This window comes from Alkaliflexus imshenetskii DSM 15055 (assembly GCF_000517065.1).
Lineage (GTDB): Bacteria > Bacteroidota > Bacteroidia > Bacteroidales > Marinilabiliaceae > Alkaliflexus > Alkaliflexus imshenetskii.
Map to the genome: position 1 here is coordinate 235,204 of NZ_KI912105.1, position 22,842 is coordinate 258,045.

23 protein-coding genes and 1 other annotated feature are annotated in these 22,842 nt (G+C 39.3%); of the genes, 6 read left to right on the forward strand and 17 right to left on the reverse strand.

Going from position 1 to position 22,842, the window contains the following annotated elements; all coding sequences use genetic code 11:
- Window positions 1-125: 125 nt before the first annotated feature.
- Window positions 126-664, reverse strand: a sequence feature (16S ribosomal RNA rRNA prediction is too short).
- 433 nt (window positions 665-1,097) lie between these two features.
- The 7 genes from ALKIM_RS0101060 to nusB all read right to left on the reverse strand — a co-directional run bounded on the left by ALKIM_RS0101060 (window position 1,098) and on the right by nusB (window position 6,011).
- The gene (locus ALKIM_RS0101060) at window positions 1,098-1,523 is read right to left on the reverse strand and encodes a DUF5606 family protein (RefSeq protein ID WP_026473052.1); all 426 of its coding nucleotides are present in this window, start codon (window positions 1,521-1,523) and stop codon (window positions 1,098-1,100) included.
- A gap of 78 nt (window positions 1,524-1,601) precedes the next feature.
- Window positions 1,602-2,312, reverse strand: coding sequence for a TerB family tellurite resistance protein (locus tag ALKIM_RS0101065; protein WP_026473053.1), 711 nt, complete (start codon window positions 2,310-2,312; stop codon window positions 1,602-1,604).
- Complete coding sequence (gene coaE / locus ALKIM_RS0101070) at window positions 2,287-2,910, reverse strand: dephospho-CoA kinase (RefSeq protein WP_235714353.1); 624 nt, start codon at window positions 2,908-2,910, stop codon at window positions 2,287-2,289. The genes ALKIM_RS0101065 and coaE overlap by 26 nt, the downstream gene beginning before the upstream one ends.
- A gap of 33 nt (window positions 2,911-2,943) precedes the next feature.
- Window positions 2,944-3,975, reverse strand: a complete 1,032-nt coding sequence (locus tag ALKIM_RS0101075; protein WP_026473055.1) for a CdaR family protein — start codon at window positions 3,973-3,975, stop codon at window positions 2,944-2,946.
- Window positions 3,976-4,189: 214 nt separating this feature from the next.
- The gene (gene yajC / locus ALKIM_RS0101080; RefSeq protein ID WP_026473056.1) at window positions 4,190-4,483 is read right to left on the reverse strand and encodes a preprotein translocase subunit YajC; all 294 of its coding nucleotides are present in this window, start codon (window positions 4,481-4,483) and stop codon (window positions 4,190-4,192) included.
- A 156-nt stretch (window positions 4,484-4,639) separates the two neighbouring features.
- Complete coding sequence (locus tag ALKIM_RS0101085; RefSeq protein ID WP_026473057.1) at window positions 4,640-5,056, reverse strand: DUF1573 domain-containing protein; 417 nt, start codon at window positions 5,054-5,056, stop codon at window positions 4,640-4,642.
- 10 nt (window positions 5,057-5,066) lie between these two features.
- A complete protein-coding gene (nusB, locus tag ALKIM_RS0101090) occupies window positions 5,067-6,011 on the reverse strand; it encodes a transcription antitermination factor NusB (protein WP_026473058.1) in 945 nt (314 codons plus the stop codon).
- A 289-nt stretch (window positions 6,012-6,300) separates the two neighbouring features.
- On the opposite strand from nusB, the gene ALKIM_RS0101095 reads away from it, so the two are divergent.
- Complete coding sequence (locus ALKIM_RS0101095) at window positions 6,301-6,663, forward strand: DUF3276 family protein (protein ID WP_026473059.1); 363 nt, start codon at window positions 6,301-6,303, stop codon at window positions 6,661-6,663.
- Window positions 6,664-6,704: 41 nt separating this feature from the next.
- On the opposite strand, the gene ALKIM_RS0101100 is transcribed toward ALKIM_RS0101095, so the two are convergent.
- Window positions 6,705-7,013: a thiamine-binding protein gene (locus ALKIM_RS0101100; protein ID WP_026473060.1), complete on the reverse strand. Its 309-nt coding sequence runs from the start codon at window positions 7,011-7,013 to the stop codon at window positions 6,705-6,707.
- A 174-nt stretch (window positions 7,014-7,187) separates the two neighbouring features.
- Here ALKIM_RS0101100 and feoB point away from each other — a divergent pair, with 174 nt between their 5' ends.
- On the forward strand, window positions 7,188-9,683 hold the full coding sequence (gene feoB, locus ALKIM_RS0101110) for a ferrous iron transport protein B (protein WP_026473061.1): 2,496 nt from the start codon (window positions 7,188-7,190) through the stop codon (window positions 9,681-9,683).
- Between the two features lie 19 nt (window positions 9,684-9,702).
- Window positions 9,703-9,879: a FeoB-associated Cys-rich membrane protein gene (locus tag ALKIM_RS19480; protein WP_157363685.1), complete on the forward strand. Its 177-nt coding sequence runs from the start codon at window positions 9,703-9,705 to the stop codon at window positions 9,877-9,879.
- On the opposite strand, the gene ALKIM_RS0101120 is transcribed toward ALKIM_RS19480, so the two are convergent.
- From ALKIM_RS0101120 to ALKIM_RS0101145, 6 genes are all read right to left on the reverse strand, one after another.
- Window positions 9,864-10,805 carry a TolB family protein gene (locus ALKIM_RS0101120; RefSeq protein ID WP_218916646.1) on the reverse strand — a complete coding sequence of 314 codons (942 nt, stop codon included), beginning with the start codon at window positions 10,803-10,805 and terminating at the stop codon, window positions 9,864-9,866. The genes ALKIM_RS19480 and ALKIM_RS0101120 overlap by 16 nt on opposite strands.
- Before the next feature lie 130 nt (window positions 10,806-10,935).
- The gene (locus tag ALKIM_RS0101125; RefSeq protein WP_026473063.1) at window positions 10,936-13,572 is read right to left on the reverse strand and encodes a cellulase family glycosylhydrolase; all 2,637 of its coding nucleotides are present in this window, start codon (window positions 13,570-13,572) and stop codon (window positions 10,936-10,938) included.
- A 373-nt stretch (window positions 13,573-13,945) separates the two neighbouring features.
- Window positions 13,946-14,341 carry a hypothetical protein gene (locus ALKIM_RS19015; RefSeq protein ID WP_157363687.1) on the reverse strand — a complete coding sequence of 132 codons (396 nt, stop codon included), beginning with the start codon at window positions 14,339-14,341 and terminating at the stop codon, window positions 13,946-13,948.
- Between the two features lie 416 nt (window positions 14,342-14,757).
- Window positions 14,758-15,276, reverse strand: a complete 519-nt coding sequence (locus ALKIM_RS19020; protein WP_052345196.1) for a DUF4943 family protein — start codon at window positions 15,274-15,276, stop codon at window positions 14,758-14,760.
- A 197-nt stretch (window positions 15,277-15,473) separates the two neighbouring features.
- The gene (locus ALKIM_RS0101140; protein ID WP_044117668.1) at window positions 15,474-15,794 is read right to left on the reverse strand and encodes a type II toxin-antitoxin system RelE/ParE family toxin; all 321 of its coding nucleotides are present in this window, start codon (window positions 15,792-15,794) and stop codon (window positions 15,474-15,476) included.
- Between the two features lie 4 nt (window positions 15,795-15,798).
- Window positions 15,799-16,041, reverse strand: coding sequence for a hypothetical protein (locus ALKIM_RS0101145; protein ID WP_026473065.1), 243 nt, complete (start codon window positions 16,039-16,041; stop codon window positions 15,799-15,801).
- A 303-nt stretch (window positions 16,042-16,344) separates the two neighbouring features.
- On the opposite strand from ALKIM_RS0101145, the gene ALKIM_RS19720 reads away from it, so the two are divergent.
- Window positions 16,345-16,515 carry a hypothetical protein gene (locus tag ALKIM_RS19720; protein WP_157363689.1) on the forward strand — a complete coding sequence of 57 codons (171 nt, stop codon included), beginning with the start codon at window positions 16,345-16,347 and terminating at the stop codon, window positions 16,513-16,515.
- Window positions 16,516-16,599: 84 nt separating this feature from the next.
- On the opposite strand, the gene ALKIM_RS0101155 is transcribed toward ALKIM_RS19720, so the two are convergent.
- Window positions 16,600-16,884: an addiction module antidote protein gene (locus tag ALKIM_RS0101155; RefSeq protein ID WP_026473066.1), complete on the reverse strand. Its 285-nt coding sequence runs from the start codon at window positions 16,882-16,884 to the stop codon at window positions 16,600-16,602.
- Window positions 16,885-16,888: 4 nt separating this feature from the next.
- Window positions 16,889-17,188 (reverse strand): type II toxin-antitoxin system RelE/ParE family toxin, encoded by a 300-nt coding sequence (locus tag ALKIM_RS0101160; RefSeq protein WP_026473067.1) that lies wholly within the window; start codon window positions 17,186-17,188, stop codon window positions 16,889-16,891.
- 351 nt (window positions 17,189-17,539) lie between these two features.
- On the opposite strand from ALKIM_RS0101160, the gene ALKIM_RS0101165 reads away from it, so the two are divergent.
- Together ALKIM_RS0101165 and ALKIM_RS17165 are read left to right on the forward strand one after the other, a co-directional pair.
- A complete protein-coding gene (locus tag ALKIM_RS0101165; RefSeq protein WP_026473068.1) occupies window positions 17,540-18,454 on the forward strand; it encodes a tyrosine-type recombinase/integrase in 915 nt (304 codons plus the stop codon).
- Window positions 18,426-19,610, forward strand: a complete 1,185-nt coding sequence (locus ALKIM_RS17165) for an IS91 family transposase (protein ID WP_044117669.1) — start codon at window positions 18,426-18,428, stop codon at window positions 19,608-19,610. Before ALKIM_RS0101165 ends, ALKIM_RS17165 begins: the two co-directional genes overlap by 29 nt.
- A gap of 313 nt (window positions 19,611-19,923) precedes the next feature.
- On the opposite strand, the gene ALKIM_RS0101175 is transcribed toward ALKIM_RS17165, so the two are convergent.
- Window positions 19,924-22,125 carry a DUF262 domain-containing protein gene (locus ALKIM_RS0101175; protein WP_026473069.1) on the reverse strand — a complete coding sequence of 734 codons (2,202 nt, stop codon included), beginning with the start codon at window positions 22,123-22,125 and terminating at the stop codon, window positions 19,924-19,926.
- Window positions 22,126-22,842 lie beyond the last annotated feature (717 nt).

Consider the following 22,842-nt stretch of genomic DNA (forward strand, 5'->3'; position numbering starts at 1 on the left):
CCACATTCCGCCTACCTCAACTGTACTCAAGACTGGCAGTATCAACGGCAATTCTACAGTTAAGCTGCAGTATTTCACCACTGACTTACAAGTCCGCCTACGCACCCTTTAAACCCAATAAATCCGGATAACGCTCGGATCCTCCGTATTACCGCGGCTGCTGGCACGGAGTTAGCCGATCCTTATTCGTATGGTACCGGCAAATAGCTACACGTAGCTAACTTTCTTCCCATACAAAAGCAGTTTACAACCCATAGGGCCGTCTTCCTGCACGCGACATGGCTGGTTCAGGCTTGCGCCCATTGACCAATATTCCTCACTGCTGCCTCCCGTAGGAGTCTGGTCCGTGTCTCAGTACCAGTGTGGGGGACCTTCCTCTCAGAACCCCTAGACATCGTAGTCTTGGTGAGCCGTTACCTCACCAACAAACTAATGTCACGCATGCCCATCTGTAACCTATAAATATTTTACCACTGCACCATGCGATGCCGTAGTCTTATGCGGTGTTAATTCCCCTTTCAGGGAGCTATCCCCCAGTTACAGGCAGGTTGCATACGCGTTACTCACCCGTGCGCCACTCTCAATAGTATTGCTACCATTTTACCGTTCGACTTGCATGTGTTAGGCCTGTCGCTAGCGTTCATCCTGAGCCAGGATCAAACTCTTCGTTGTAGAAAAGATTTTAATATGTTTTCCTGTGCTCCTCAAAGAAATTTTCGAAAGGACGTTGCTTGTTTTAACCTTGTTTCTTTTTTGGTATTGCATCAATATTTTCAAAGAACTTTTTCTTCCTGTTTCCCCACACAACAAACCGATGTCTGTCCTGCGTTTCGGGGCTGCAAAGATAAAGGATTTAATTTCTAAACTCCAAATGTTTTTCAAAGTTTTTTTGAGAAATGTTTTTCCTCTTAATAAACCTCTAAACCTTGCCGCTTGCTTCAATAATTGTCAGTACTAAACTGACTACTCTTGTGCCTTTCCCCGTTTGGAAAGCGAGTGCAAAAGTAGACGTTCATCCTTTACGCTCCAAACTTTTTACACACTCTTTTTTGTTAAAAAAAATAACTCGCTAAAAGCCAGCTGAAAAAAAATCAATCTTACGCTTCAGCACTTTTTTCCTCAGCAGCACTTTTTTTAAAGGCTTCTATCGCTTCTGCGGTGATGATGTTTTTAGATTTCAAAAGGTTATACCAGGTAAAGACCTTTTTAATGTCGGAAATATAAACTCTTTCCTTATCATAACCCGGAAGTACTTCCTCAAACTTTGCCTTTAACAGTTTGTTATCAGCCTTAGCGTCCATCTCTATACCTTTTTCGAAAACGCCAACAAATACATCAGCAAGCTTCACATCACCATCCTCAGTATAAATTGAAATATCTTCGAGTGCACTAATTCTGGATGTTGCATATGCCGGCATCCTTTTTCCATCCAACAACGATTCAACAATAATGTTGCTCTTGCCTTGGGAAACCATTTTAAAAAGTCCCGGCTGACCGGAAATTGCTAGAATATCCTTTATCATAGTTTAAAAATTTTGGGTGCAAAAATACAAGAAACATTGATATGCCAAAATGATTTGCATAACAGCTATCATCATAAATTATACCATACCTCTTTCCCGCTTTATCTTCTCGTATGCTTCATTGACCTTTTGAAACTTCTCTTTAGCCGATTCCTGAAACTCTTCGCCCAGATGATTCACTTTATCGGGATGGAAGCGAACGGCCATTTTTCGGTATGCTTTTTTCACCTCTTCATCGGTCGCGGAGGATGCTATTTCTAAAACTTTGTAGGCGCCATCAATATTATCATAGAACATATTGAGCAGAGATTGATAATCGGACTCTGAAACGCCAAGATTTACAGCTATTGTGTGAATCGTTTGGACTTCATTGGCAGTAAGGGCACCGTCGGCTTTTCCGAGACCAAACAACAGATGTATCAGTTGAACCCGCGAATTGTAGTCCATGTTAACCCTCACCTGATGGCAAACATCGTGTAAAGGGATATCCTTTTTAAGTATATCGCGTAAAACAATTAACGCCTGAGCCGTTTGATCCGGACCTAAAAGCTTCGTAAGATGAAGTTTCACATATTCAAGTTCTGACTTTAAGACGCGCCCATCGGATTTCATGACAGCAGCCATTAACACCAACATGGATGCCACAAAACCATCACGTTGTTTTGAAAATGGTTGATTTGACACCTCAACATTGATCATGTTTCCGATGATCATGCCCAATATTCCGCCTATGGGACCAAACATCCACCAACCTATACCAGCACTAAACAACAGTTTTAAGAATTTCATTTGAACGTTTAATTAATTGATGATATACATCTAAAACTTGGGGAATTAGAAGTTCGTTATTGTCAGCGGTTATGACATACTTACTGAGAGTAATTTTCTTGTCGTCGGTCCATTGATTGCGCATCCGGCTTAGTACTTGCTCACGCGAAACAGAATCGCGCAGCATAACCCGATTGACCCTCATCTCTTCAGGAGCAGTAACAAGTATTACATCGTCTAAAAAGAGATGACCACCACCCTCGAACAACACAGCCGCTTCCATTAACACGACATCAGATTTTTGTTGGGTGGCCCAGTTGTTAAAATCCTTGCGAACGGCGGGATGTACGGCATTTTGCACCTCAGTGATTAACGATTGGTTATTAAAAATCATTTCGGAAACGCGCTTTCGGTCAAGAACACCATTTTGATAAATGTCCATGCCAAATAAATTGCGATACAACGAAATCAGAACAGCGTCGGAATGAATTAGTTCAATGGCACGCTGGTCGGCATAAAAAACAGGTAACCCCAATACTTCGAACATGCGGCATACAGTTGATTTTCCACTACCAATACCTCCTGTAACGCCTACTTTATAATTGATAATATTTTTCAAAATTTAAAATTAAGAGACTGTAAACTTGAGGAATTAACGAACCCTTTCGATAAGGTATTCAACAAATAACGGACTGATATCTACTGATTGAATACCTGTTGGTGTCGTCTCAAGGCGAACACGCAATCGATGGGGACGTTCGGTTCCGAGAGCGGATTCCACATCTATTACTGCCCTGAAATCGGAATCAGAAATACGTTCAAACTGGCTGATGCCTGCACGAAATGTGACACTAACCTGCGAAGGGAATGTTTTAAGTCGCAAAGAATCGGGCAATCCTGGCACTTCTATTGGAATGCTCAGCACTTTTTCAGAAAAAGGCTCAACAGGGATTGTCACTTTTGCACGGTTATGACTATAGGAAAGACCACGTACAAGATCGAGCGAAACCTGCCTGTACAAGGTATCGCGCAGACGATCCACCGAAAATGATTTTGTGTAAACAGAAGTGATCGTATCTACAATGCTTTGCGGCCCTGTGATAACGACTGATTCGGGTTGAAACGAGATATCCCCCGCCAGGAGGAACTGCTTTTCGAATCCGATTTCGGCATTTAGTTTTATGGGAACCGTTTTTTTCAAAACTTTTTCGAGAGCCACAAAAACAGTGTCAGGATAGATAGAGAGCACTTCAACACCAAGAAGTAGTTGTCCGGCAATGACGCTATACTGATCACGTGACAGGATAAATGCCTGGTTGTCACCATTTCTGTTAATTCGTCGCAGCTGCGATACGTCATAACTCACAGGCAGAAAAGTACTGGTTACAAACTGTCGCAATATTGTATAACCATTGGCTCTAACCCTTAAATTAATTTTTGTATCAGAAGCATCCACGATGGTTTGATTATCGGGAATATTCACAAAGCGGACAGGGTACGAAAACTCTGTAATATAATCATCACGCAGGGCATTTAAGAACCAGAAGGCGGTAGATATCATCAGAAAAATAAAAAAAACAAAGGCATCCCTGTTCTTTTTAAGGTCGCTGAATGAGAACCCCTTATCTTTCTCAGATTTAATTTTGAGAAGATCCATCAATTTGGCAATAAGTGATTTCATCATTTCCGTGATACTACGTTTAAATGTACATATTTGGTTTGCTTGCTAACTGACATTGAATTCCTTATGATTAAAACACAAACATTGATAGCTGCAAGCTAACACAAACAAATAAAAAGCCAAAAGGCCAATGATACAACAAATGTAATCATTGGCCTTTTATTATTAAAACGTAACTCCGCAAATTCGATTATTGAATCGGGAAAATCACAGTTTATTACTTTCTTACAGCATCGGTCATATCCATGATGATAGCAGACTTATCGATTTTTATTTTGATTTCGTCAGCAATTTCCATAATGATATGATCATCCTTAACTTCGGCTACACGACCGTAGATACCGCCGGTACTTATAACTTTGTCACCTTTTTTAAGTGCTTCACGGTACTTACGAAGTTCCTTTTGTCTTTTCATTTGCGGACGTATCATGAAAAAATAGAAAACCACGATAATCAAAAGAAATGGCATCAAAGACATCCATGGACTAGGAGCCTCAGCTTGCGGAGGCATTGATAGGAATGAGTTAAACATATTCGAAAAATTAATTATTAATAATCAGTTGAAAAAATCTATTTAATGGCATTTTTTGAGTGTACTATATTTAAAACCAATTTAGAGATAAATGACACACTCTGAATACCAATGTTTTATGCGCAGCAAATACTCCTATTTAACGTTGGCGGTAATTGATAACCTTACAGGAGAATCGGCTGTATTAGAAACAACTAACACACTCTGGCGTTGAAAGCCCTGCCTTCCTCTGGTGTTAAAAGTGACCTCCACAGAACCTCTATAGCCTGGCTGAATTGGCTTCATAGGATATTTAATATTTGTACATCCGCATCCAGCCTTAACCTCCTGAATTAACACAGGCTCATCACCCTCGTTCACAAAAACAAACCTACAAGCCACTTCCTCTCCCTGCAGAACATCACCAAATTCATGCGTATCCCGTTCAAAAACCAGGCGCCCCAACCCTATTTGAGTTTCAGAAGCTACCGTCTCTTTTTTATTCCGATTTGCAAAATTACATCCGGAAACAAGAAATGCCGTAAAAAAAACGAAAACGAGAATTCTCTTCATATTATTTAGACTATTCTATTAAACCGCGACCAACTTTTTTAACGCTTCCCTCAGAAATTAAATGTGCTACAATCTTATCGAGCATACCGTTAATGAACAAACCACTTTTGCTGGTGGAGTAATGCTTTGCCAACTCAATATACTCGTTTAAAGATACTTTAACCGGGATTTCTTTGAACTCGGAAATTTCGGCCAAAGCAAGCTGCATCAGCACAATATCCATGTATGCGACACGTTCCATATCCCAATTTTGAGCAAACTGCTTAATCAAATCCATATAGCTTTTCTGGTTCAAAAGCGATTTACGGAAAAGCGACACAACAAAATCGCGGTCATCTGCATCTTTAAACTCCTTTTGAAGCTCTTGGTCTTCGCCAATGCCCTCGTCAAACTCCTTCAAGGTTTTGATGACCATGCTGACAATAAATTCAGATTCATCGTTCCAAAAAATACTCTGCTCCTCAAGCTGCAAATAAAGTGGCTCATACTGAGCAATCACCTTTTCAACCAGCTTAACAACAAACTTTTTATGGCTTTCATAATCTTCATATTTTTCATCCATATAATCCTGATAGATGTCGGATTGAGATATGTTTTCGAATAAAGCTCGGATGATTTCAGGATGATTAGACCATGAGAGACCGGTTGTTTCAATATATTTAAGCAGCTCTTTATTGGATCCCAATTGGAGGAGCACCTTGTTATCGATAAAACGTGTGTTGGGATTTAAATCGGCAGGAGATGGAATTTTCTTGCTCTTTCCTTTTTCGATACGGTTGATTGCATAAGCGTGAATATCAACAATAAGCAATAAAACGAGGTGATACAGTTCAAATGATTTAGAAATACTGTGAAACAACTCTTTCTCTGTTTCCTTGATTGTAGCTTCACCCTTTTTCTGATGCGCATATACCATCTGCATCACCTTAACTCTTAACAATCTTCTACTTAGCATTACCGAAAGAACATTTAATTTATAAAATTGAAAGGCAAATGTAAGTTTTTTTTTAATCTCTACAATCAGCCCTGTAAATATACGTATGTAAAGTTACCCCATCCAATGTAAATATCAAATGGTAATTATCAACAAATTACATAGAACCGGCAAAAGAGCGCCAAATGGTTAAATAAGTTAAAGAATGGAAAAATTTTGTAAACATATTTTGTGTAATTCAAAAAATTATTACCATTTTTGACTATCGAAACCAAAAGCGCATTTTTTCTAATAAAAATAATATTTTGAGATGGAAGGATTCGACAAAAACGATGGTTTTGAAAGGAATGACAAGGAGGAAATCTTTTCAAAAGCAGTAAGAGCAGGCAAAAGAACTTATTTTTTTGATGTAAAAGCGACCCGAAAAAACGACTACTATTTGACCTTAACCGAGAGCAAAAAGAGATTTGAAGAAGACGGTCGTTTTCATTTTGAGAAACATAAAATCTTTCTTTACAAAGAAGATTTTGAAAAATTTGCCGAGGGACTCCAGGAGGCCATTGAATTTATCAGGAGCATCCAGGGCGATGTGATTGCGGAGCCTGAGGAAGAACTGGAATCGGTTGTATCAAGGGAGTATACCGATATCGAATTCGAAGATCTTAGCAAATAAAACAAAGGGTTCAGAAAAACTGAACCCTTTGTTTTTTCAAATTAACCATCATATTTTTCCATCTTATCTTCAATGGTAACGGCATGTTGCAGGTTGCTCTGAATTTTAACATAACACATAACCTGCGAAGACCCTGCCTCATAACAAGCCTCTTGCACTTTTTTCACCACAGCCATTAACTCATCGTACATACCCTCCATCACCGTTTCGAATGGGGTTACCCGATATTTCACTCCGGATTTGCGTATTTCAGCAATGGCGGCATCTACCACTGCGTAGGCATCTTTGTTCTGTGCAACCGGAAGCACTTGCACGGCCACATTTACTGTATGATTAAAATATCTGCTCATTTTTTTTTGAGGTAAATTAATTTATTTCCGTGTTAATATCAATGAAAAATATGGATGTATCGAAGAAAAAACCCAACAAATGGGGATTGGGTAATGCTATTTCATTAGTTACTTTTGCAGGTTAAAACAATTGAGGCATTAATCTGGAATTATTCCCAAGGTAAAAACAGCATAATGACATTAGCCGAACTAAGTAACGGGCAAGAAGCCTTTATTATAAAGGTAAAAGGACATGGCGCCTTCAGAAGACGAATTCTTGAAATGGGTTTTGTTAAAGGTAAAAAAGTAACGGTTATCAAGAATGCGCCACTGAAAGACCCCATTGAATACCAAATAATGAATTATAAGGTATCACTAAGGCGAAGCGAAGCTTCACTAATTGAAGTGGTTACCATGGAAGAGGCCAGAGATGCTGCTAACATTACTTATCACGGCACACTTGACGAACAAACCATAGAAAAAGTAGCAGTTGAAAAACGAAAAGTGATAAATATTGCACTTGTAGGTAACCCAAACTGCGGAAAAACCACACTTTTTAATCACGCCAGCGGTGCCTACGAACATGTGGGGAATTATAGTGGCGTTACGGTGGATGTGAAAACAGGAACCTTTGAACACAAAGGCTATACGTTTCACCTTTCGGATTTGCCTGGCACATACTCCCTGTCTGCATACAGTCCTGAAGAGATGTACGTTAGGGCGCACATAAGTGAGCAAATGCCGGATATTGTAATCAATGTACTGGACGCATCCAATCTGGAGCGCAACCTCTATCTGACAACGCAACTTATACACATGGATGTGAAGGCAGTAATTGCCTTAAACATGTTTGATGATTTGCAACGCAGAGGCGATATACTGGATTACAAACAACTGGGCAGGCTACTCGGAATGCCTGTGGTTCCAACAATAAGCTCGAGAGGCAAAGGCATCGACAAACTGTTTGATAAGGTGATTGATGTTTACGAAGAGCGGCTTCCGGAGGCACGTCCGGTCAGGATTAATTTCGGTGGTACATTGGAGAAATCCATAACAGCCATAGAAAACGAGATAAAGAAACATGACAACCTTAAACTCGAATTAAATCCCCGATTTCTTGCAATCAAACTACTTGAAAAGGACAAAGAGTATAAAAAGCTGATTAAACAAGAACCTTACGAAAACATACGTACTGAGGTAGATAGACAAAAAAGTCGCATTGAAGAGTTTTTGCACGAAGACATTGAAACCATCATAACAGATGCCCGATATGGCTTTATTGCAGGTGCCTTGCGCGAGACTTACAAAGAAAACCCAATACAGCGAAGAAGAAAAACCGATGCCATAGACACGTTTTTGACGCATAAACTTTTTGGCTTCCCAATATTCTTCCTGTTTATGTGGTTCATGTTTCAGACTACCTTTACACTTGGCCAATACCCAATGGAATGGATTGAAACGGGCGTAGCTTTACTATCTGATTGGTTGGATGGGTTAATGGCTGACGGTTCGTTCAAAGACTTATTGATAGATGGTGTAATAGGTGGTGTTGGCGGTGTAATCGTATTTCTTCCAAACATCCTCATTCTGTTCTTCTTCATCTCATTTATGGAAGACACAGGATATATGGCGCGAGCTGCTTTTATTATGGATAAGGTGATGCACAAAATAGGTTTGCATGGTAAATCCTTTATTCCGTTGGTAATGGGATTCGGATGCAATGTACCTGCGATAATGGCCACACGCACCATCGAAGACCGTAATAACCGGTTGCTAACTATCCTGATAAATCCATTCATGTCGTGCAGCGCACGATTGCCAGTTTACATACTATTTATTGCAGCATTCTTTCCAGATCATCCGGGCACACTGCTATTTGTTTTATATACATCAGGCATTTTAATAGCAGTAGTTATTGCCCGGTTGTTTAAGCGGTTTGTATTCACCAAAACCGATGTGCCATTTGTTATGGAGCTGCCACCCTATCGATTGCCAACACTCAAGAGCACTACCAGACATATGTGGCATAAGGGACAACAATATCTGCGTAAAATGGGAGGCGTTATCATGGTTGCCTCAATCATTATTTGGTTTTTGGGATACTTCCCACGCACCAGCACCAACACCGAAGCATATACCCACAATATTGAACGGATTGCATTGCATTACGACTCACTTATATTGGTTAGTTCCAATGCGGTGGAGCTTGCAGAACTGGAGTCTGAAAAACACACTCAAATAAAGAAATATAAGGAGAAAAAACACGTTGAACAGCAAGAAGAAAGTTACATCGGACGATTGGGACATGCCATTGAACCAGTAATAAGACCACTTGGTTTTGATTGGAAAATGGGTGTTAGTTTGTTAAGCGGTATTGCAGCAAAAGAGATTGTCATTAGCACCATGTCGGTGTTGTACCAGTCGGCAAGCGAAAACACTGAAGACACCAGCATGCTGATTTCAAACATGAAAAAGGATCAATATGCGGATGGCTCACCGGTTTTCACACCTTTGGTAGCTCTGGCATTTCTGATGTTTACGCTCATCTATTTCCCTTGTATAGCAGTGATTGCAGCCATCAAAAAGGAGTCAGGCTCATGGAAATGGGCAATGTTTACCATTTTTTACACCACTGCATTAGCCTGGCTTGTTGCATTTGGAGTTTACCAAATTGGGAGTTTATTTGTTTAATGTAATAAAACACAGCATTATGATTCAAGACATATTAACCTATATCACGGTTGCAGGGGCAATAGCATACACATCCATCTCGTTTTGGCGCACACTGTTCTCGTCAAATAAAAAAGCCTCCTGTTCGGGAGGCTGTTCTTCGGGCTGCGACGCTAAACGTGAATTGATGCACGCCATCAATCATCGCAAACGGTAGCTGACGAAAGCAAATTTTCGGCTACATGGCGACCAGGACGGCACATTTATGGTGCCCTGCCCGCCAAACAATTCGGTAAGCACCTTTGGTTCACCGCCCTCAGCAGACATTATGCGCAACACCACATTTTTATTTGCCGGATGCCCTTCGGTACCAGGCTCGTAGGAAAGAAAAACTATCCATTTGCCATCGGGCGATGGATGCGGAAACCAGTCAACCCAATCATCGTAAGTCATCTGTTCTGGATTTGATCCATCGCGTCCCATGCGCCACAATTGCATGTTGCCCGAACGGTCACTGTTAAACCAGATGTATTTGCCACACATGGTGTAGTCAGAACCATCTTCGTGAAACCGGGTATGTGTGAGCTGTTTTTCCTTCCCCCCGTACACAGAAATTACAAATACATTATAGTCGCCATTGCGTAAACCAATAAAAGCCAACTCCTTTCCATCGGGTGACCATCCATGAAGGTAGGACGGGCCATTATCGGTGATTTGTCTGGGAGTTCCGCCCTCGACATCCACAATATAGATAATTGAGTTGCCGTTGTGCCCGGCGCTGTGGTGACTAATGGCCATTTGCTTTCCATCGGGCGATAGAACATGATCGTTGTTGTTGCGTGTGGCAAAAGCCATATCGATTTTCACCGGTTGCCCGCCACCAACAGGAATCCTGTAGATGTGTCCATTACTGTTAAAATAGAGCGTTTCCCCATCAGGCGACCAGTTTGGTGCTTCGAAGTGAGAATCGTCGGTATATACAACCCTACGGGTGTTGTTATCCAGGTTAAAAACCTCCAGATAACTTGTAATTGAATGAGTTAACTGCTGCGCGTGCATATCCGGTGCTGTTAAAAACATCGATGTAAATGAAAGAAAAACCAAATGTTTCAACCCGCTTTTGAAGCATCCTAAAGTTGTCATAATCATATAGTGTTAGCCATAAAAAAATCCCGGATAACAGCTCCACTCCTGCTGAGCATTTGGTTATCCGGGATCAATTAACAAAATCGCTGCGTAAAATGCAACCCAAAGCATTGCTTATGGGTAAATGTTATCTGATGAACTTACCGGAAAACGATTGATTTTCGGAATCGGTGATGGTGTACAAATATACTCCCTGGGGCAAATTACCAACATAAAAACCGGTCACACTTTTAAAACTAGAAATGGACGATCCCATTATGGAGTAAATATTTCCTGAAAAATTTCGATGATATCCTTGCAATCCCAATGTGTTATTGTTAATCACTACCTGATCATTCTGTATTACCGCATCAACTACAGATGATGCTGAAACAAACTCAAACTTCAAATAATTAACGTTTACTCCACCATTGTTAAAGAAGAGACGTAGCGTGTTCCAGCCCTGTTCAAGTTCAAGATTACCCACATTGGTCATTTGCCAGTTCTGCCATCCACCTGTTGAAGCCAGTTGCTTTTCGCATATTACCAAATTGTTTCTGTCTCTCAATGAAACTACAGAGGACTGCGTGGACGCATGGCGCAAGGCAACATTATATATGCCTGCAGTTTGAGCAAACACAGTGTATTGCACCCACTCTCCGGTATTTGTCCACCCAATATTATACCCATTTGATTTATCATCAGCTTGGCCAGATGTTTTTTCAATATCTACTGCATCGTTACGGCCGGCCCATCCGGAATTATAAACCGTGTTTTGACCACCTGTATTTTCTATCACCTGATTGTCGGTGGCATTGTTTTCAAAATAAGCATAATTATGCCGTCCCAGATCATACTCAGAAGCATGTATTACACCCGGAACAAAATTGTTACCATAAGATTTGGTGGCTGTTCCATCGGCTTGTTGCCCTATTAAAGCAAACAACACATCGTAATTTACTTCACAATTTTCGATTTTTACATTTTCGAGAAAATCCAGAAAATAGGAGAAGTTTTCTGTTTTGCTATCTGGGCTTAAGCCAGTACCATTATTTACAAAATCGATGATTTTCTGGAATGACTCAGATGCTTTGATGCTAAGAAATCCACTGATATTGTCGATTTTTTTATAAGACCACCATGCCCAGCCAATATTTTTACTTTCGGCACTTTTTACGGTCTGATAGAACCACTCGTTGGAGTTTTCGCCTGTTTCACCCAAAAACAGAGGTACATTGTAAAGCGCCTTCAGATTCTCACCGGCAAAACTTCCGTGGGGAGCCCAATACTTGTGTGGGCTAAGAGCCATATTCTCATCCCAGTCATCACCCCAAAACGGAGGTAATATTGAACTGAAATCATTTGCCCAGCCGTTTCCTTCCAAATAGATGACATTATGCTGATCGTACAAACGAATCTGATTAACGCACCTTTTAAACAATTCAAGAAGCTTAAGAACAGCCAATTGTCGCCCTCCCGACTGATAATCAGAGTAATTGGTCTCATTCAAGAGGTCATACCCACCAATCCAATTCTTTTGCGAAAACCTACGTGCAATCTCTTTCCACAGAATAACAACTTTTGTTTGATACTGGTCGGCTGTACCATCGAGGTTGCCTTCCCAAAGTCCGGGACCATAAGAGTCGGCAATTGCCGTATCAAACCCCTGACCTCCGGGTGCTGCATGTAAATCGAGTATCAGGTACATTTCATTTGCCTCACACCATTGCCTTATCTGCTCAGTAAGTTCAAAGCCCCTTTCAATAAAAGAGTTATCGGTTGCATTGGTGTTTATAAACAAATTGTAGTGCATCGGAAGTCGAATGGCATTAAATCCCCATGCTTTAAGCGAATCCACGTCACGTTTTGTGATGTAGTTATTCATATACTCACTCACAAAATATTGAAGATCCTCCTCATGGAGCACCATGCGCATGCGGTCGATGATCTTTTTCATGATACCCGCATTCTCATAATTTGAAACCTTCCACATGTATGGTTCCCAAACCATATAGTTACCCAAACCAATGGCCCGAATAATGAAATCATTTCCCTGCGCATCCACAATTTTATCACCCTGCCGTTTTAAGTAGAACTCAACACCAGAATGGTATTGCGGCATTTGAAGCCAATCCTCCACAGCATCTACCGTTGAATTTTGAGAGGCAGTATTTATAGTGAAGGCATCCCCTGCTTGCTCAAACTCACTTGCCGCAGCGCATAGGTATTTGTATTGATACGATTTGTTTGGCGTCAACCTCACTGAAGTGGTAAACAAACCGTCAGACACCTTTCTCATTTTTTTGGCACGTCCGGTATCTACGTCCCAGTTTCCAAGCTCATCAGAACCAATGAGAAATACATTTTCGGTATCGGAAGGCACATTCACCGTAAAGCTGAAACGCACATAAGGCGGCGGTGTCTCGTTCCAGGCTAATATGGTATTATTGCGTACCATATCCGTTGTGCCAGTGGTGAAGGGAAAATTTGTATTAGGGCTCTGCTCATATTTCCAGTTTGGCCCACAAAGGAACATATACTGAAAAGTGGTGTTTGACGGTAGAAAAAGTGTTTTGCTCCAGCTGTTTGCTCCGGTTTGTTCCATTAATATGGCGCGTCCTTCGTTCGCCCCCCAGTTACCCAGATAGTCACTGCTGCCAATAATGTACACTTCTTGCGTTCCGGCTGGTACTGTGACATTAAAGGTCACGTTGATGGCGTATGAGGAGACAATAAGCAGATTGAAAAGAATAAATAGCGTAAACCGTTGATAGACGTTTTTCATGATAAAAGATTTGAGTTAGATAGATTAAATATTCCAACTCAAATTTAACTAGCATACTGATTTACAACCCACAGCGAAACACACACTTAATACACAAACAACTCACAAAAACCTCACATTGCAATCTATAATGTTCAAAAAATATATATATCTTATGAATCTACTCTTTATAGGATATGCATTTCTCTTTTTGTTATTCTGATATATTGTTATGTAAAATTCATGGTGCTTACAAAAACCGATTTAAAGCAAATCTTTGTCGTGTTGTTAACCGTACCATTCTATAAAGGATCAAATGAATCTTCTATATCACGGTTGAAGCGGGTTATAAAGCTGAGAAAAGGTACTCAACAGGTATTTTATTCATTGCATATTAGCGATTCTTTTTACTATTCTTCCTCTTTTGTCTTTTATCAATTGCCTTTGTTGAGCCGCTTTCAATTATAATAGAATGAGTCCCATCATGATTTACAATTGTCATCACAGAACCGTTGCAGGCTACTACTGAATGAGTTCCATCTTGGTTAACAATTGTTTTTGTCGAGCCGTTGTCGATTAAAATGGAATGAGTCCCATCAGGATTAACAATTGTCTTAGTTGATCCGTTGTCAACTACAACAGAATGAGTCCCATCAGGGTTAACAACTGTGTTGGTCGAGCCATTGTCGATTAAAATAGAATGAGTTCCATCAGGATTAACAACTACTGTTTGGGCTTTTACGTTAATAGAAGCTACAAATAGCATAAGCAATAAATAGATTAGTTTCATAAAATTCATATTTAACATTATTGTTTCTTAAAGCAGTATAAGCGGACACATAAATGAAATGTTGAACTAAATCCCTCCGGGATAGCCTCTTTCAAAAATAGCATTAATAATTTTAGTTGCAAGCCGCTATAACTACATTATTCACTTTTAAAATATGCAGTAATGAGAAAGAAATCAACCTTAACGATTGTAGAGCGAGCCCTGGTTCTGGTACCGAAAATTTTGGACAGAGCTGTGAAGCAAGCATCAGGTAGTACTTCGTGGTCAGAGTCATCCGTCGGTTCGGCATTTATCATCACACCAGAAAAAGTCCATAGTTGCCAGTTGTAGTTCTGACGGGATGTCGTTCAACCTGGAATAATCCCTAGAGCGTTGGGAATGCCCATATTGCTATATATTACCAAAAGGGCTTATTTTTAGTGCCATCTATACTCTGTTTCTAATAGTGGGTCAATATTGCAGAAATTAATAAAATCATTATGTTTATTCTCATTCCACCAATCATAATAAGCCTTTGAAATCAATACTTGAATATCGTTTCCTGATTCTAAATCAAACGGTTCTGCTCGTTGTTGTACAATTGGGTTTTGTGAAGGGAATCTACCAATCAAATACTCACTGTCAATAGCTACTGCACGAATTGATTCGATTGTCCACAAAACATACATACCTAAAGTACACTCGGGCATCCATAGAGATGAAATTCCGTTATGCGGGAAGTCTGTTATTGTTTGAGTTTCATTTCTATATACAAGCAGTGCGGGAATATCCTTATATGTAAACGCTGGTAAATCGAATGATTCATATTCACCACTTTTTAATTGTTCCACGTATTTTTCAACGTCTACGCTTTTTAATTCTTTTGTCTTATCTATGTCACACCCCAAAAGACTTATTAGGGAAATACAAAAGATTAGGATTTTCAAGGTTTTCATTATTCAATATTTTATTGATTCTTATTAACTAAGATGGTTTCCGGTTTAAATTAGTTGCATATTTAAACTTGGGCATACCGGTTGGCAATATGGCATGAGGGGTAATGCGGGCTACTTCCTTATACACCGTTACAAAACTTGATGCGGGGCAGCCACTTTCACATAAACACCAACCGACCAATGTTTTACACATGATATTACTTGCTAGGTTTTCTTTTCTCGTCGTTGATATTAATTGGGTCTTGTCTTGAGTCAAAAACATCAGTAATTAGAAACCCTTCAGGTATTTCTTTGTAAATAATCTTGTAGTTTCCTTTAACTAAATAACGGTGCCCCTCATTCAGCTTTTCAAGATTCAATTCAATTTGTCCAGAAGTTGGATGCTTTTTCAATTGATTGGTCGCGGTTAAAATTTCTGTCTTAATTTTTTTGGCAATTGAAGGGCTTGCTTTTATCCTGTAGTAAGTATAATTTTCTAAGAGCATTTCTATTGAAAAGTCAGACCAGAGTATTTTCATATAATTACCAATTTTCTGATTCTTTCTCAAGTTGTTCTTGAGTTTTATATTTGCCAGAAAGATAATCTCTTGTCGACCTGTTCGCTCTGTCGACTAGTTGTTCTACAGAAAAAGGTTTCTCGCTATGGCGAGTTGTCTGTTGCTTTTGTACTTCAACAATAGCAGACTCAATCTTCCGGAATATCTTTTCATCTCGAAGTCCAATTAGATATTCAATAGCTTTGAGTTTTCTTGTTTGTAAGTCCATGGGTCTATTTTTTACAAATATACGCTAGAATTCAAAAATTGTCATATGTACTGTTGAGTTTCTATTTCTAACCTGGCAGGTAACGTGTGGCAATATGGCATTAGGGGTAATGCGGGCTACTTCCTTATACACCGTTACAAAACTTGATGAGAGGCTGAATGGTTCAAATAACCAAAAAACCCGCCTTTTGCTATATTGCGGGTTGAACTAAATCCCTCCGGGATAGCCACTTTCAAAAATAGCATTAATCTTTTTAGTTGCAATCCGTTATAACTGCATTATTCATTTTTAAAAAATGCAGTTATGAGAAAGAAATCAACCTTCAACGATTGTAAAGCGCGCCCTGGTTCTGGTTCCGAAAATTTTGGACAGAGCTGTGAAGCTGAAGCATCAGATGGTTCTTCGAGGGCAGAATCATCCATCGTTTCGGTATTTATCATCACACCAGAAAAAGTCCATAGTTACCAGTTGTAGTCCTGACGGGATGTCGTTCAACCTGGAATAATCGCTGGGTCGTTGCGACCGCTCATATTCCTATATATTGTGGTGCGTTTTTCTTTATGCGGTCATTGGATTTATTTGAATTTGTCCACCAATTGCTCTTAATACTTTCAAAATTGTCTCAAATTGAGGTTTTGCTCCATCCGATAATGCTTTGTATAAACTTGGTCTGCTTAATCCAGTTTCTTGAGCAATTTTTGTCATGCCGATTGATTTTGCAACATGTCCAATAGCTGTAATAACATCTGATTCGTTTCCTTGTGCTAAAACAGTATTAAGATATTCTGCAATCATTTCGTTACTATCTAAATAGTCAGCTATATCAAATTTTGAAGTTTCCATTTCTCTATTTTTTTAGTCGTTTTAAAATCTCTTTTGCCTTGTCAATATCTCTCTGTTGAGTTGATTTATCGCCCCCAATGAGCAGAATGATAATTTTTCCGTCAGATTCTTTAAAATATACCCTGTATCCTTTAGCATAGTCAATTTTCAATTCACGAATGTCATCTCCAACAGATTCGCAATCACCAAAGTGCTCATCGGTCTCAATCTTTTGAATGCGAAATAATATTTTGGCTTTAGCTTTGAAATCTTTCAGTTTTCTAAGCCATTTGTCAAATTCGTCTGTTTTCTCAATTATATACATTCATCAAACTGTATTCATTTGGATACAAACTTATGCAATCTTTTCTATTTCTGAAAGACTTAATTTAAAATTCGTAAGGTAAAATCGATTTATATTGTACACTGGATGTGTCTTTTAAAATGCACTACAACGTTTTGCGTGTATGTGTAGTAGCGGTTTATAGGCACTTGCCTGTCCGTTTTGCACAAAGTTTCTTAGAAGTTCTGACCTTCGATTTACCACTTCACCCACTATTGCCACATACACGCTGTTGAACTAAATCCCTCCGGGATAGCCTCTTTCAAAAATAGCATTAATCTTTTTAGATGCAAGCCGTTATAACTGCATTACTCACTTTTAAATTATGCAGTTATGAGAAAGAAAACAACCTTAACGATTGTAGAGCGCGCCCTCGTTCTTGTTCCGGAGTTTAAGGCCAGGGCTTTAAAGATGGAGCATCAGGTGGTACTTCGTGGACAGAGTCAGAGCACTCTGAATAATTACATTCGGCGCATAGCGCTGTTTGTTATCCATTTTAAACAACTGCCCGAAGACGTCACCGAAGATGAAATCAACGAGTATCTGGTGGCTTTGGCACGCGATGTCAAGGCTCCTTCGCGGAGCAGTTTCAAGCACATGGTTTATGGCCTAAGGTATTACTACCGTTTGCTGGGCATGAACAAAAAGGCCATTGCTTTGCCTTCATTAAAGCAAGAGAGCAAGTTGCCGGTTGTGCTGAACCGCCAGGAGCTAAAGATGCTATTTTCGGCACCTACGCTGCTTAAGCACCGAATTATCCTTACGCTGATCTATTCTGCCGGATTACGGGGGCAAGAGGTCATCAACCTTAAGATATCCGATATTGACTTTGAGCGCATGGTCATCCACATCCGCCAGAGCAAATACAAGAAAGATCGGATTGTGCCTTTGTCCGCCATAATGGTCATCGGGCTCAAAAAATATCTCAGAGCCGAGAATCCGCATGTTTGGCTATTCAATGGCAAAGAGGCTGATGGTCGCTACAGCGTCAAAGGATTATCCTGGGTTATGCGGGAAAGCCTTAAAAAAACCACCATCTCTAAAAACGTGAACCTTCACTCCTTACGCCACACGTATGCAACCCATTTATTGGAGCAGGGCTTAAACATTGTAACCTTACAGGAGCTTTTGGGTCATGCCGACATCACAACAACCATGATTTATCTTCACACAGCCCAGTGTCAGCATATCACTCCTCACAGCCCCTTAGACACACTCTATGGAAAAGCCATACAAAAGCAAGCATGAACTGGCTGATGTTGTTTGCCAATTTGGAGGAAGTTTGTTGCAGAGCGGGGAGTTATCGCCCAAGCAAATCAAAGTCTTTCACAACCTTGTGCAGTGCCGTACGGCCGCTTTGGGTGGACATGAGCAGGTGTGTGATGATTGCGGAGTCATACACTACCGTTACAACAGCTGTCGCGACCGACATTGCCCCAAGTGTCAGGGAACCAAACAGGCGCTCTGGATTGAAAAGCTGATTAAATCAACACTTGCAGTCAAACACTACCATCTCATTTTCACCGTGCCTCATGAGCTCAACCAGATTTATCTTTGGGACAGGAGACTTTATTGCAATATTTTGTTCCACGCCACCAGAGGTATACTGCGCAGCTTTGGGTACACGCATTACGGTTGTGAAACCGGAGCCGTTGCGGTGTTACACACTTGGGGGCAGAACCTTTCATTGCATCCGCACTTGCACTGCATTGTTCCGGCAGCAGGATACTCGTTGTCGGGAAAATGGCGCCACATCGGCAAATATGAAAATTATCTCTATCCGGTGCACCAGTTGAGTGCTGCCTTTAAAGGTAAATTTCTGGACAGCATAAAAAGAGAACTGCGAAAACTATCTGCAATGGATGGCTTCAAAGTCTGCATTGAAGCGGCTCATCAAAAAAAGTGGGTCGTCTATTGCGAACCCTCAATGGCTGGCGCCGAACATGTCATCAGGTATCTGGGGCAATACACCCATCGCATTGCCATCAGCAACCAGCGGATATTGAATGTTGACTCAACAAACGTCACTTTCGTAGCTAAAGACTACCGCGACCGCGCACAAATAAAACCGGTATCCCTGAAAGGAGAAGAGTTTCTGCGTCGATTCTCTTTGCATGTTATGCCAGATGGTTACGTGCGTATCCGTCGGTTCGGCATTTATCATCACACCACAAAACTCCATCTGGATTTGCAATTTGTGCCCGATGAAAAGCCTGACATTGACCAGATGACAGCTAAACAAAAGCCCGAAACGGCTCCAGAGCGCATTTTAAGATTGACAGGATTTGACATAACCAAATGTCCGCATTGCAAAACGGGTCGTCTGATTGTCATCAGAACCCTGCCCAGGATTCGGTCACCCGCAGGGCATCTGCCTTCTATGCTTTTTGATAAGTTGCAGTAACCAACATTACATTCCCTTTAAAAACTTCATTCACATGAGGTTCGGCATCGTATTGCCTTGACGGTGGGTTTTAAGCCCAAAAGAAGCTGGTTTTCAACATTTGAAACACAAAGACCACTCTTCTCTTAAACCGATAAGGTTAAAAACAGTACGATCGCAGCATAGGCGTTCTTGCCAAAAACATCAAAAACCAACAAAAAGCCCATAGCTGCCAGTTGTAGTCCAGACGGGATGTCGTTCAACCTGGAATAATCGCTGGGTCGTGCCGACCGCTCATATTCCTATATATTGTGTGCTGCCTTTTTGTTTGTCGTCACTTTAATTTGATCTGGATTGAGTTGTCTGGGAGGAATAGTTTCTCCATCACACTTGCAATTCTTGACATACAGTTTGAAGCTGAAATATTGATATGAATAAACAGCAAGTCGTCATTCAACTCTTTTACTTTGTCCCAGACCTTTCCATCAAATGATTTATATCGGCTCGTCAAATCAACGTTGGTATCTATCAATTCTTTAAGTGAACTCCATTTTAGAATAATTTCATCACGTCTAAACATCTCAAGTTGATTGTCTAGAATGTAATCAAAATCATATTCAGGCTTATCTTTCAGGTATTTTAAAAACTTGATAAATACGTCTTGCCAAGAATTGACTTTGATAACATCATCAAATATTTGAAGTTCTATTGGTTTATTGCCTTCGGCAATGTCTCCAGCATCCGTGTCTAATGGAGAGAATAATGTGCTTTCAATCGTTTGAGTATTCCAATTTGCTTTGTCCTTGTATTGGTCGGGTAATGGGAACGTTTCAAGAAACCAAATTACCATATTTGTTTGGTGTTCTTTGATACTTTGTTCATTCCAAACGTTTCTTTTGATAACGTCAAGCCTATAATTAAGAGATGAAGAATTGAGCTTTCTTTTCTTTTCTTCAAATGATTTATTTCCTATTTCACTGTTGAACTCTGTGAGAATTAGATTACCTATGTTGTGCAAGTAATTCTTGTGTATTTCTTCAAATTGTTCCCCTAATTCAATTTTCCAACTATCATCCAATTTTTGAGGCATTATGTGTTCAATTGTGATTTTCGGATTTCTAAAGTCAACAGATACTTTAGAGTTATTCTCTTCGATCTTTCCTAAGATAAGTTTTGAATACTGTTTTAGGCTTTCATAAAAATTCATTGAAATAAGTGCCGAACTCATTTCTGAGTCATTTGGCAATCTTAACCTGTAAAACATATTAGTTAAGAGTTCAAGCATTGATGTGTTGCCTTTTGCAATACCTTCTATCTTTTTACTTAAAAGGACAATGTTCTTATTCTCGCCTTGAGTTAAACCTAATATTCTGCGTCTTATCAAATAAGTTCTGATTGCTTTCAGAGTAGAAATCAGGATCTCATCACTTAGTCTTATACCATCAATTGTATATTGATTATATTCAAACAATCCCAATACAAAAGGTTTAAATGCTTCAGCCTTTATGTCGTGGAAGATGTTTCTTATTAACTCCTTTATTTCTTTGTCTTTGGAATTGTCATTCGAAATAGTATCGTTATTTATTTCAGTAATAATCCACTTATAACATTTTACATAGCGAACGATGTCATTTATAAAGGCATTATGATTTACAAAACCTGAATCAACAAAGTCTTTAAATTGCTGATAAAGTTCTTTTGTATTGTTGTCACTTACAACTTTAAGGGAGCTTGCAGTTTTATATTGTAAATAATCTCTGAAAAACTTTGAAGTGTTATCAAATAGGACTTCTTCGATTTTTGGATGCCAAATTTTTTCATAAATATCTGATTGGCTTTTGCTTTCCATATTTAGGAGAACAAAATTTCTCACAAGATCCGATAAAGTCAATGGTTTACCTAATGAGTTTAAAGTTTCAAATATAATTTGTGGGTCTTCCCCTTTAAATGGTCTTTCGTCTAGAAAAATTACAGCTACATTCATTCGCTGAATAGCAATAATGTAATGCTCAAAATCTACTTCGGGATTTAGTCTTTTCTTTTCATTTATGATTTTCTTCAGCAATTCATAAGCATTGCTTATCACTCCTGGATTAGGTTGAGTTTTGTTTACTAGTGCCTTGTATGCATCCCAATCTTTTGTTACTTGTTTAAGTTTGATTTTGTCTTGAAAAGAGGAGGAATTGTTGGTCAGATAGTTTTGGTTTATGAAGTCTTGTTTGATTGGGTCGGTTTCAGTATCTCTTAATGCAATTAAAAAAATTAATGTTGTTGTAAGCCTTTGTTGTCCATCTACAACTACTGATTTATTTGCAAATCCTGCCTTTTCTTCTTTGATTACAACTGTTCCGAAAAAGTGTTCTAGCTTGTCGTGTTGCTGGGAGTCTAAATGTGATTCAATTATTCTTGAAACGTCACTAAAGTATCTTTCAATTTCAGGTTTCCCCCAAGCATAGGCTCTTTGAAAAGGGGGAATAAAAAATGAAGTTGCATTTTTTGCTAATACGTCATTTATCGAATGGCTCTCTGTCTTCATAAATTTACTTTCTGTTTACGGTCGTTCTTTAAGGTTGCACACATCTTCTATATACAATCAATTGCCCTATATATCGTATACGTCGCATTATCTCATGTTCGTATATCAAAGAAAATTAGAAGGATATTAACACCTGTATCATTTCAATTTAATACTAATCAAAAAAAAAATTGCACTTCGCATTTTTTGCCGAAAAACGCATTATATTCTATTAACAAGTTTGGCAAATCGCGAGTCAGTCACCTATTACCATTAATTTCGACTTGAATAATACACTAGCTTTACATTGTCAGGTTTGTTGAATTTGTTCATTTTGTGTTTAAATGATTCTGAGCATCAGAGAAAGTATTCCGGTTTCAATTGTTTAAACAAATTGTCTTAACAATATGCTGTTATCTTGTTATGCATAAATACATTGAAATCGAAGTTATTATTCAAACCTGAATATTGGTTTAAGCACTTTAATTGTTGCTACTGTGATTTCGTTTAAATAGGATGCGACTCAATGGTTTAAAGCTTTCCACTTCTCACAGTCATGAAGAACCATTAATATGTCTTTAAATCGAGTATTAGGTGGCAGCTGTTCTATATAACTTTTCTTAGTACATGACAAAACAGTTAAATAATTGAAAATCAATTAAATAATAATCTAAAGCATTTGGATAAAACCTTGATATTCAGTATATTACAGCTGATTACCACATCTTTTGTACTATA

Bases quoted from the DNA above. Each gene is read 5' to 3' on its own strand.
- ALKIM_RS0101085 (WP_026473057.1), bottom strand. From the start codon at position 5,056: ATGAAGAGAATTCTCGTTTTCGTTTTTTTTACGGCATTTCTTGTTTCC.
- ALKIM_RS19720 (WP_157363689.1), top strand. From the start codon at position 16,345: ATGAGAAAGAAATCAACCTTCAACGATTGTAAAGCGCGCCCTGGTTCT.
- ALKIM_RS0101165 (WP_026473068.1), top strand. From the start codon at position 17,540: ATGAGAAAGAAAACAACCTTAACGATTGTAGAGCGCGCCCTCGTTCTT.
- ALKIM_RS0101175 (WP_026473069.1), bottom strand. From the start codon at position 22,125: ATGAAGACAGAGAGCCATTCGATAAATGACGTATTAGCAAAAAATGCA.
- ALKIM_RS19020 (WP_052345196.1), bottom strand. From the start codon at position 15,276: ATGAAAACCTTGAAAATCCTAATCTTTTGTATTTCCCTAATAAGTCTT.
- ALKIM_RS0101140 (WP_044117668.1), bottom strand. From the start codon at position 15,794: ATGAAAATACTCTGGTCTGACTTTTCAATAGAAATGCTCTTAGAAAAT.
- ALKIM_RS19480 (WP_157363685.1), top strand. From the start codon at position 9,703: ATGATTCAAGACATATTAACCTATATCACGGTTGCAGGGGCAATAGCA.
- ALKIM_RS0101120 (WP_218916646.1), bottom strand. From the start codon at position 10,805: ATGACAACTTTAGGATGCTTCAAAAGCGGGTTGAAACATTTGGTTTTT.
- ALKIM_RS0101065 (WP_026473053.1), bottom strand. From the start codon at position 2,312: ATGAAATTCTTAAAACTGTTGTTTAGTGCTGGTATAGGTTGGTGGATG.
- ALKIM_RS19015 (WP_157363687.1), bottom strand. From the start codon at position 14,341: ATGAAACTAATCTATTTATTGCTTATGCTATTTGTAGCTTCTATTAAC.
- ALKIM_RS0101100 (WP_026473060.1), bottom strand. From the start codon at position 7,013: ATGAGCAGATATTTTAATCATACAGTAAATGTGGCCGTGCAAGTGCTT.
- ALKIM_RS0101145 (WP_026473065.1), bottom strand. From the start codon at position 16,041: ATGGACTTACAAACAAGAAAACTCAAAGCTATTGAATATCTAATTGGA.
- ALKIM_RS0101060 (WP_026473052.1), bottom strand. From the start codon at position 1,523: ATGATAAAGGATATTCTAGCAATTTCCGGTCAGCCGGGACTTTTTAAA.
- ALKIM_RS0101160 (WP_026473067.1), bottom strand. From the start codon at position 17,188: ATGTATATAATTGAGAAAACAGACGAATTTGACAAATGGCTTAGAAAA.
- nusB (WP_026473058.1), bottom strand. From the start codon at position 6,011: ATGCTAAGTAGAAGATTGTTAAGAGTTAAGGTGATGCAGATGGTATAT.
- ALKIM_RS0101095 (WP_026473059.1), top strand. From the start codon at position 6,301: ATGGAAGGATTCGACAAAAACGATGGTTTTGAAAGGAATGACAAGGAG.
- ALKIM_RS0101075 (WP_026473055.1), bottom strand. From the start codon at position 3,975: ATGATGAAATCACTTATTGCCAAATTGATGGATCTTCTCAAAATTAAA.
- ALKIM_RS0101155 (WP_026473066.1), bottom strand. From the start codon at position 16,884: ATGGAAACTTCAAAATTTGATATAGCTGACTATTTAGATAGTAACGAA.
- ALKIM_RS0101125 (WP_026473063.1), bottom strand. From the start codon at position 13,572: ATGAAAAACGTCTATCAACGGTTTACGCTATTTATTCTTTTCAATCTG.
- ALKIM_RS17165 (WP_044117669.1), top strand. From the start codon at position 18,426: ATGGAAAAGCCATACAAAAGCAAGCATGAACTGGCTGATGTTGTTTGC.
- feoB (WP_026473061.1), top strand. From the start codon at position 7,188: ATGACATTAGCCGAACTAAGTAACGGGCAAGAAGCCTTTATTATAAAG.
- yajC (WP_026473056.1), bottom strand. From the start codon at position 4,483: ATGCCTCCGCAAGCTGAGGCTCCTAGTCCATGGATGTCTTTGATGCCA.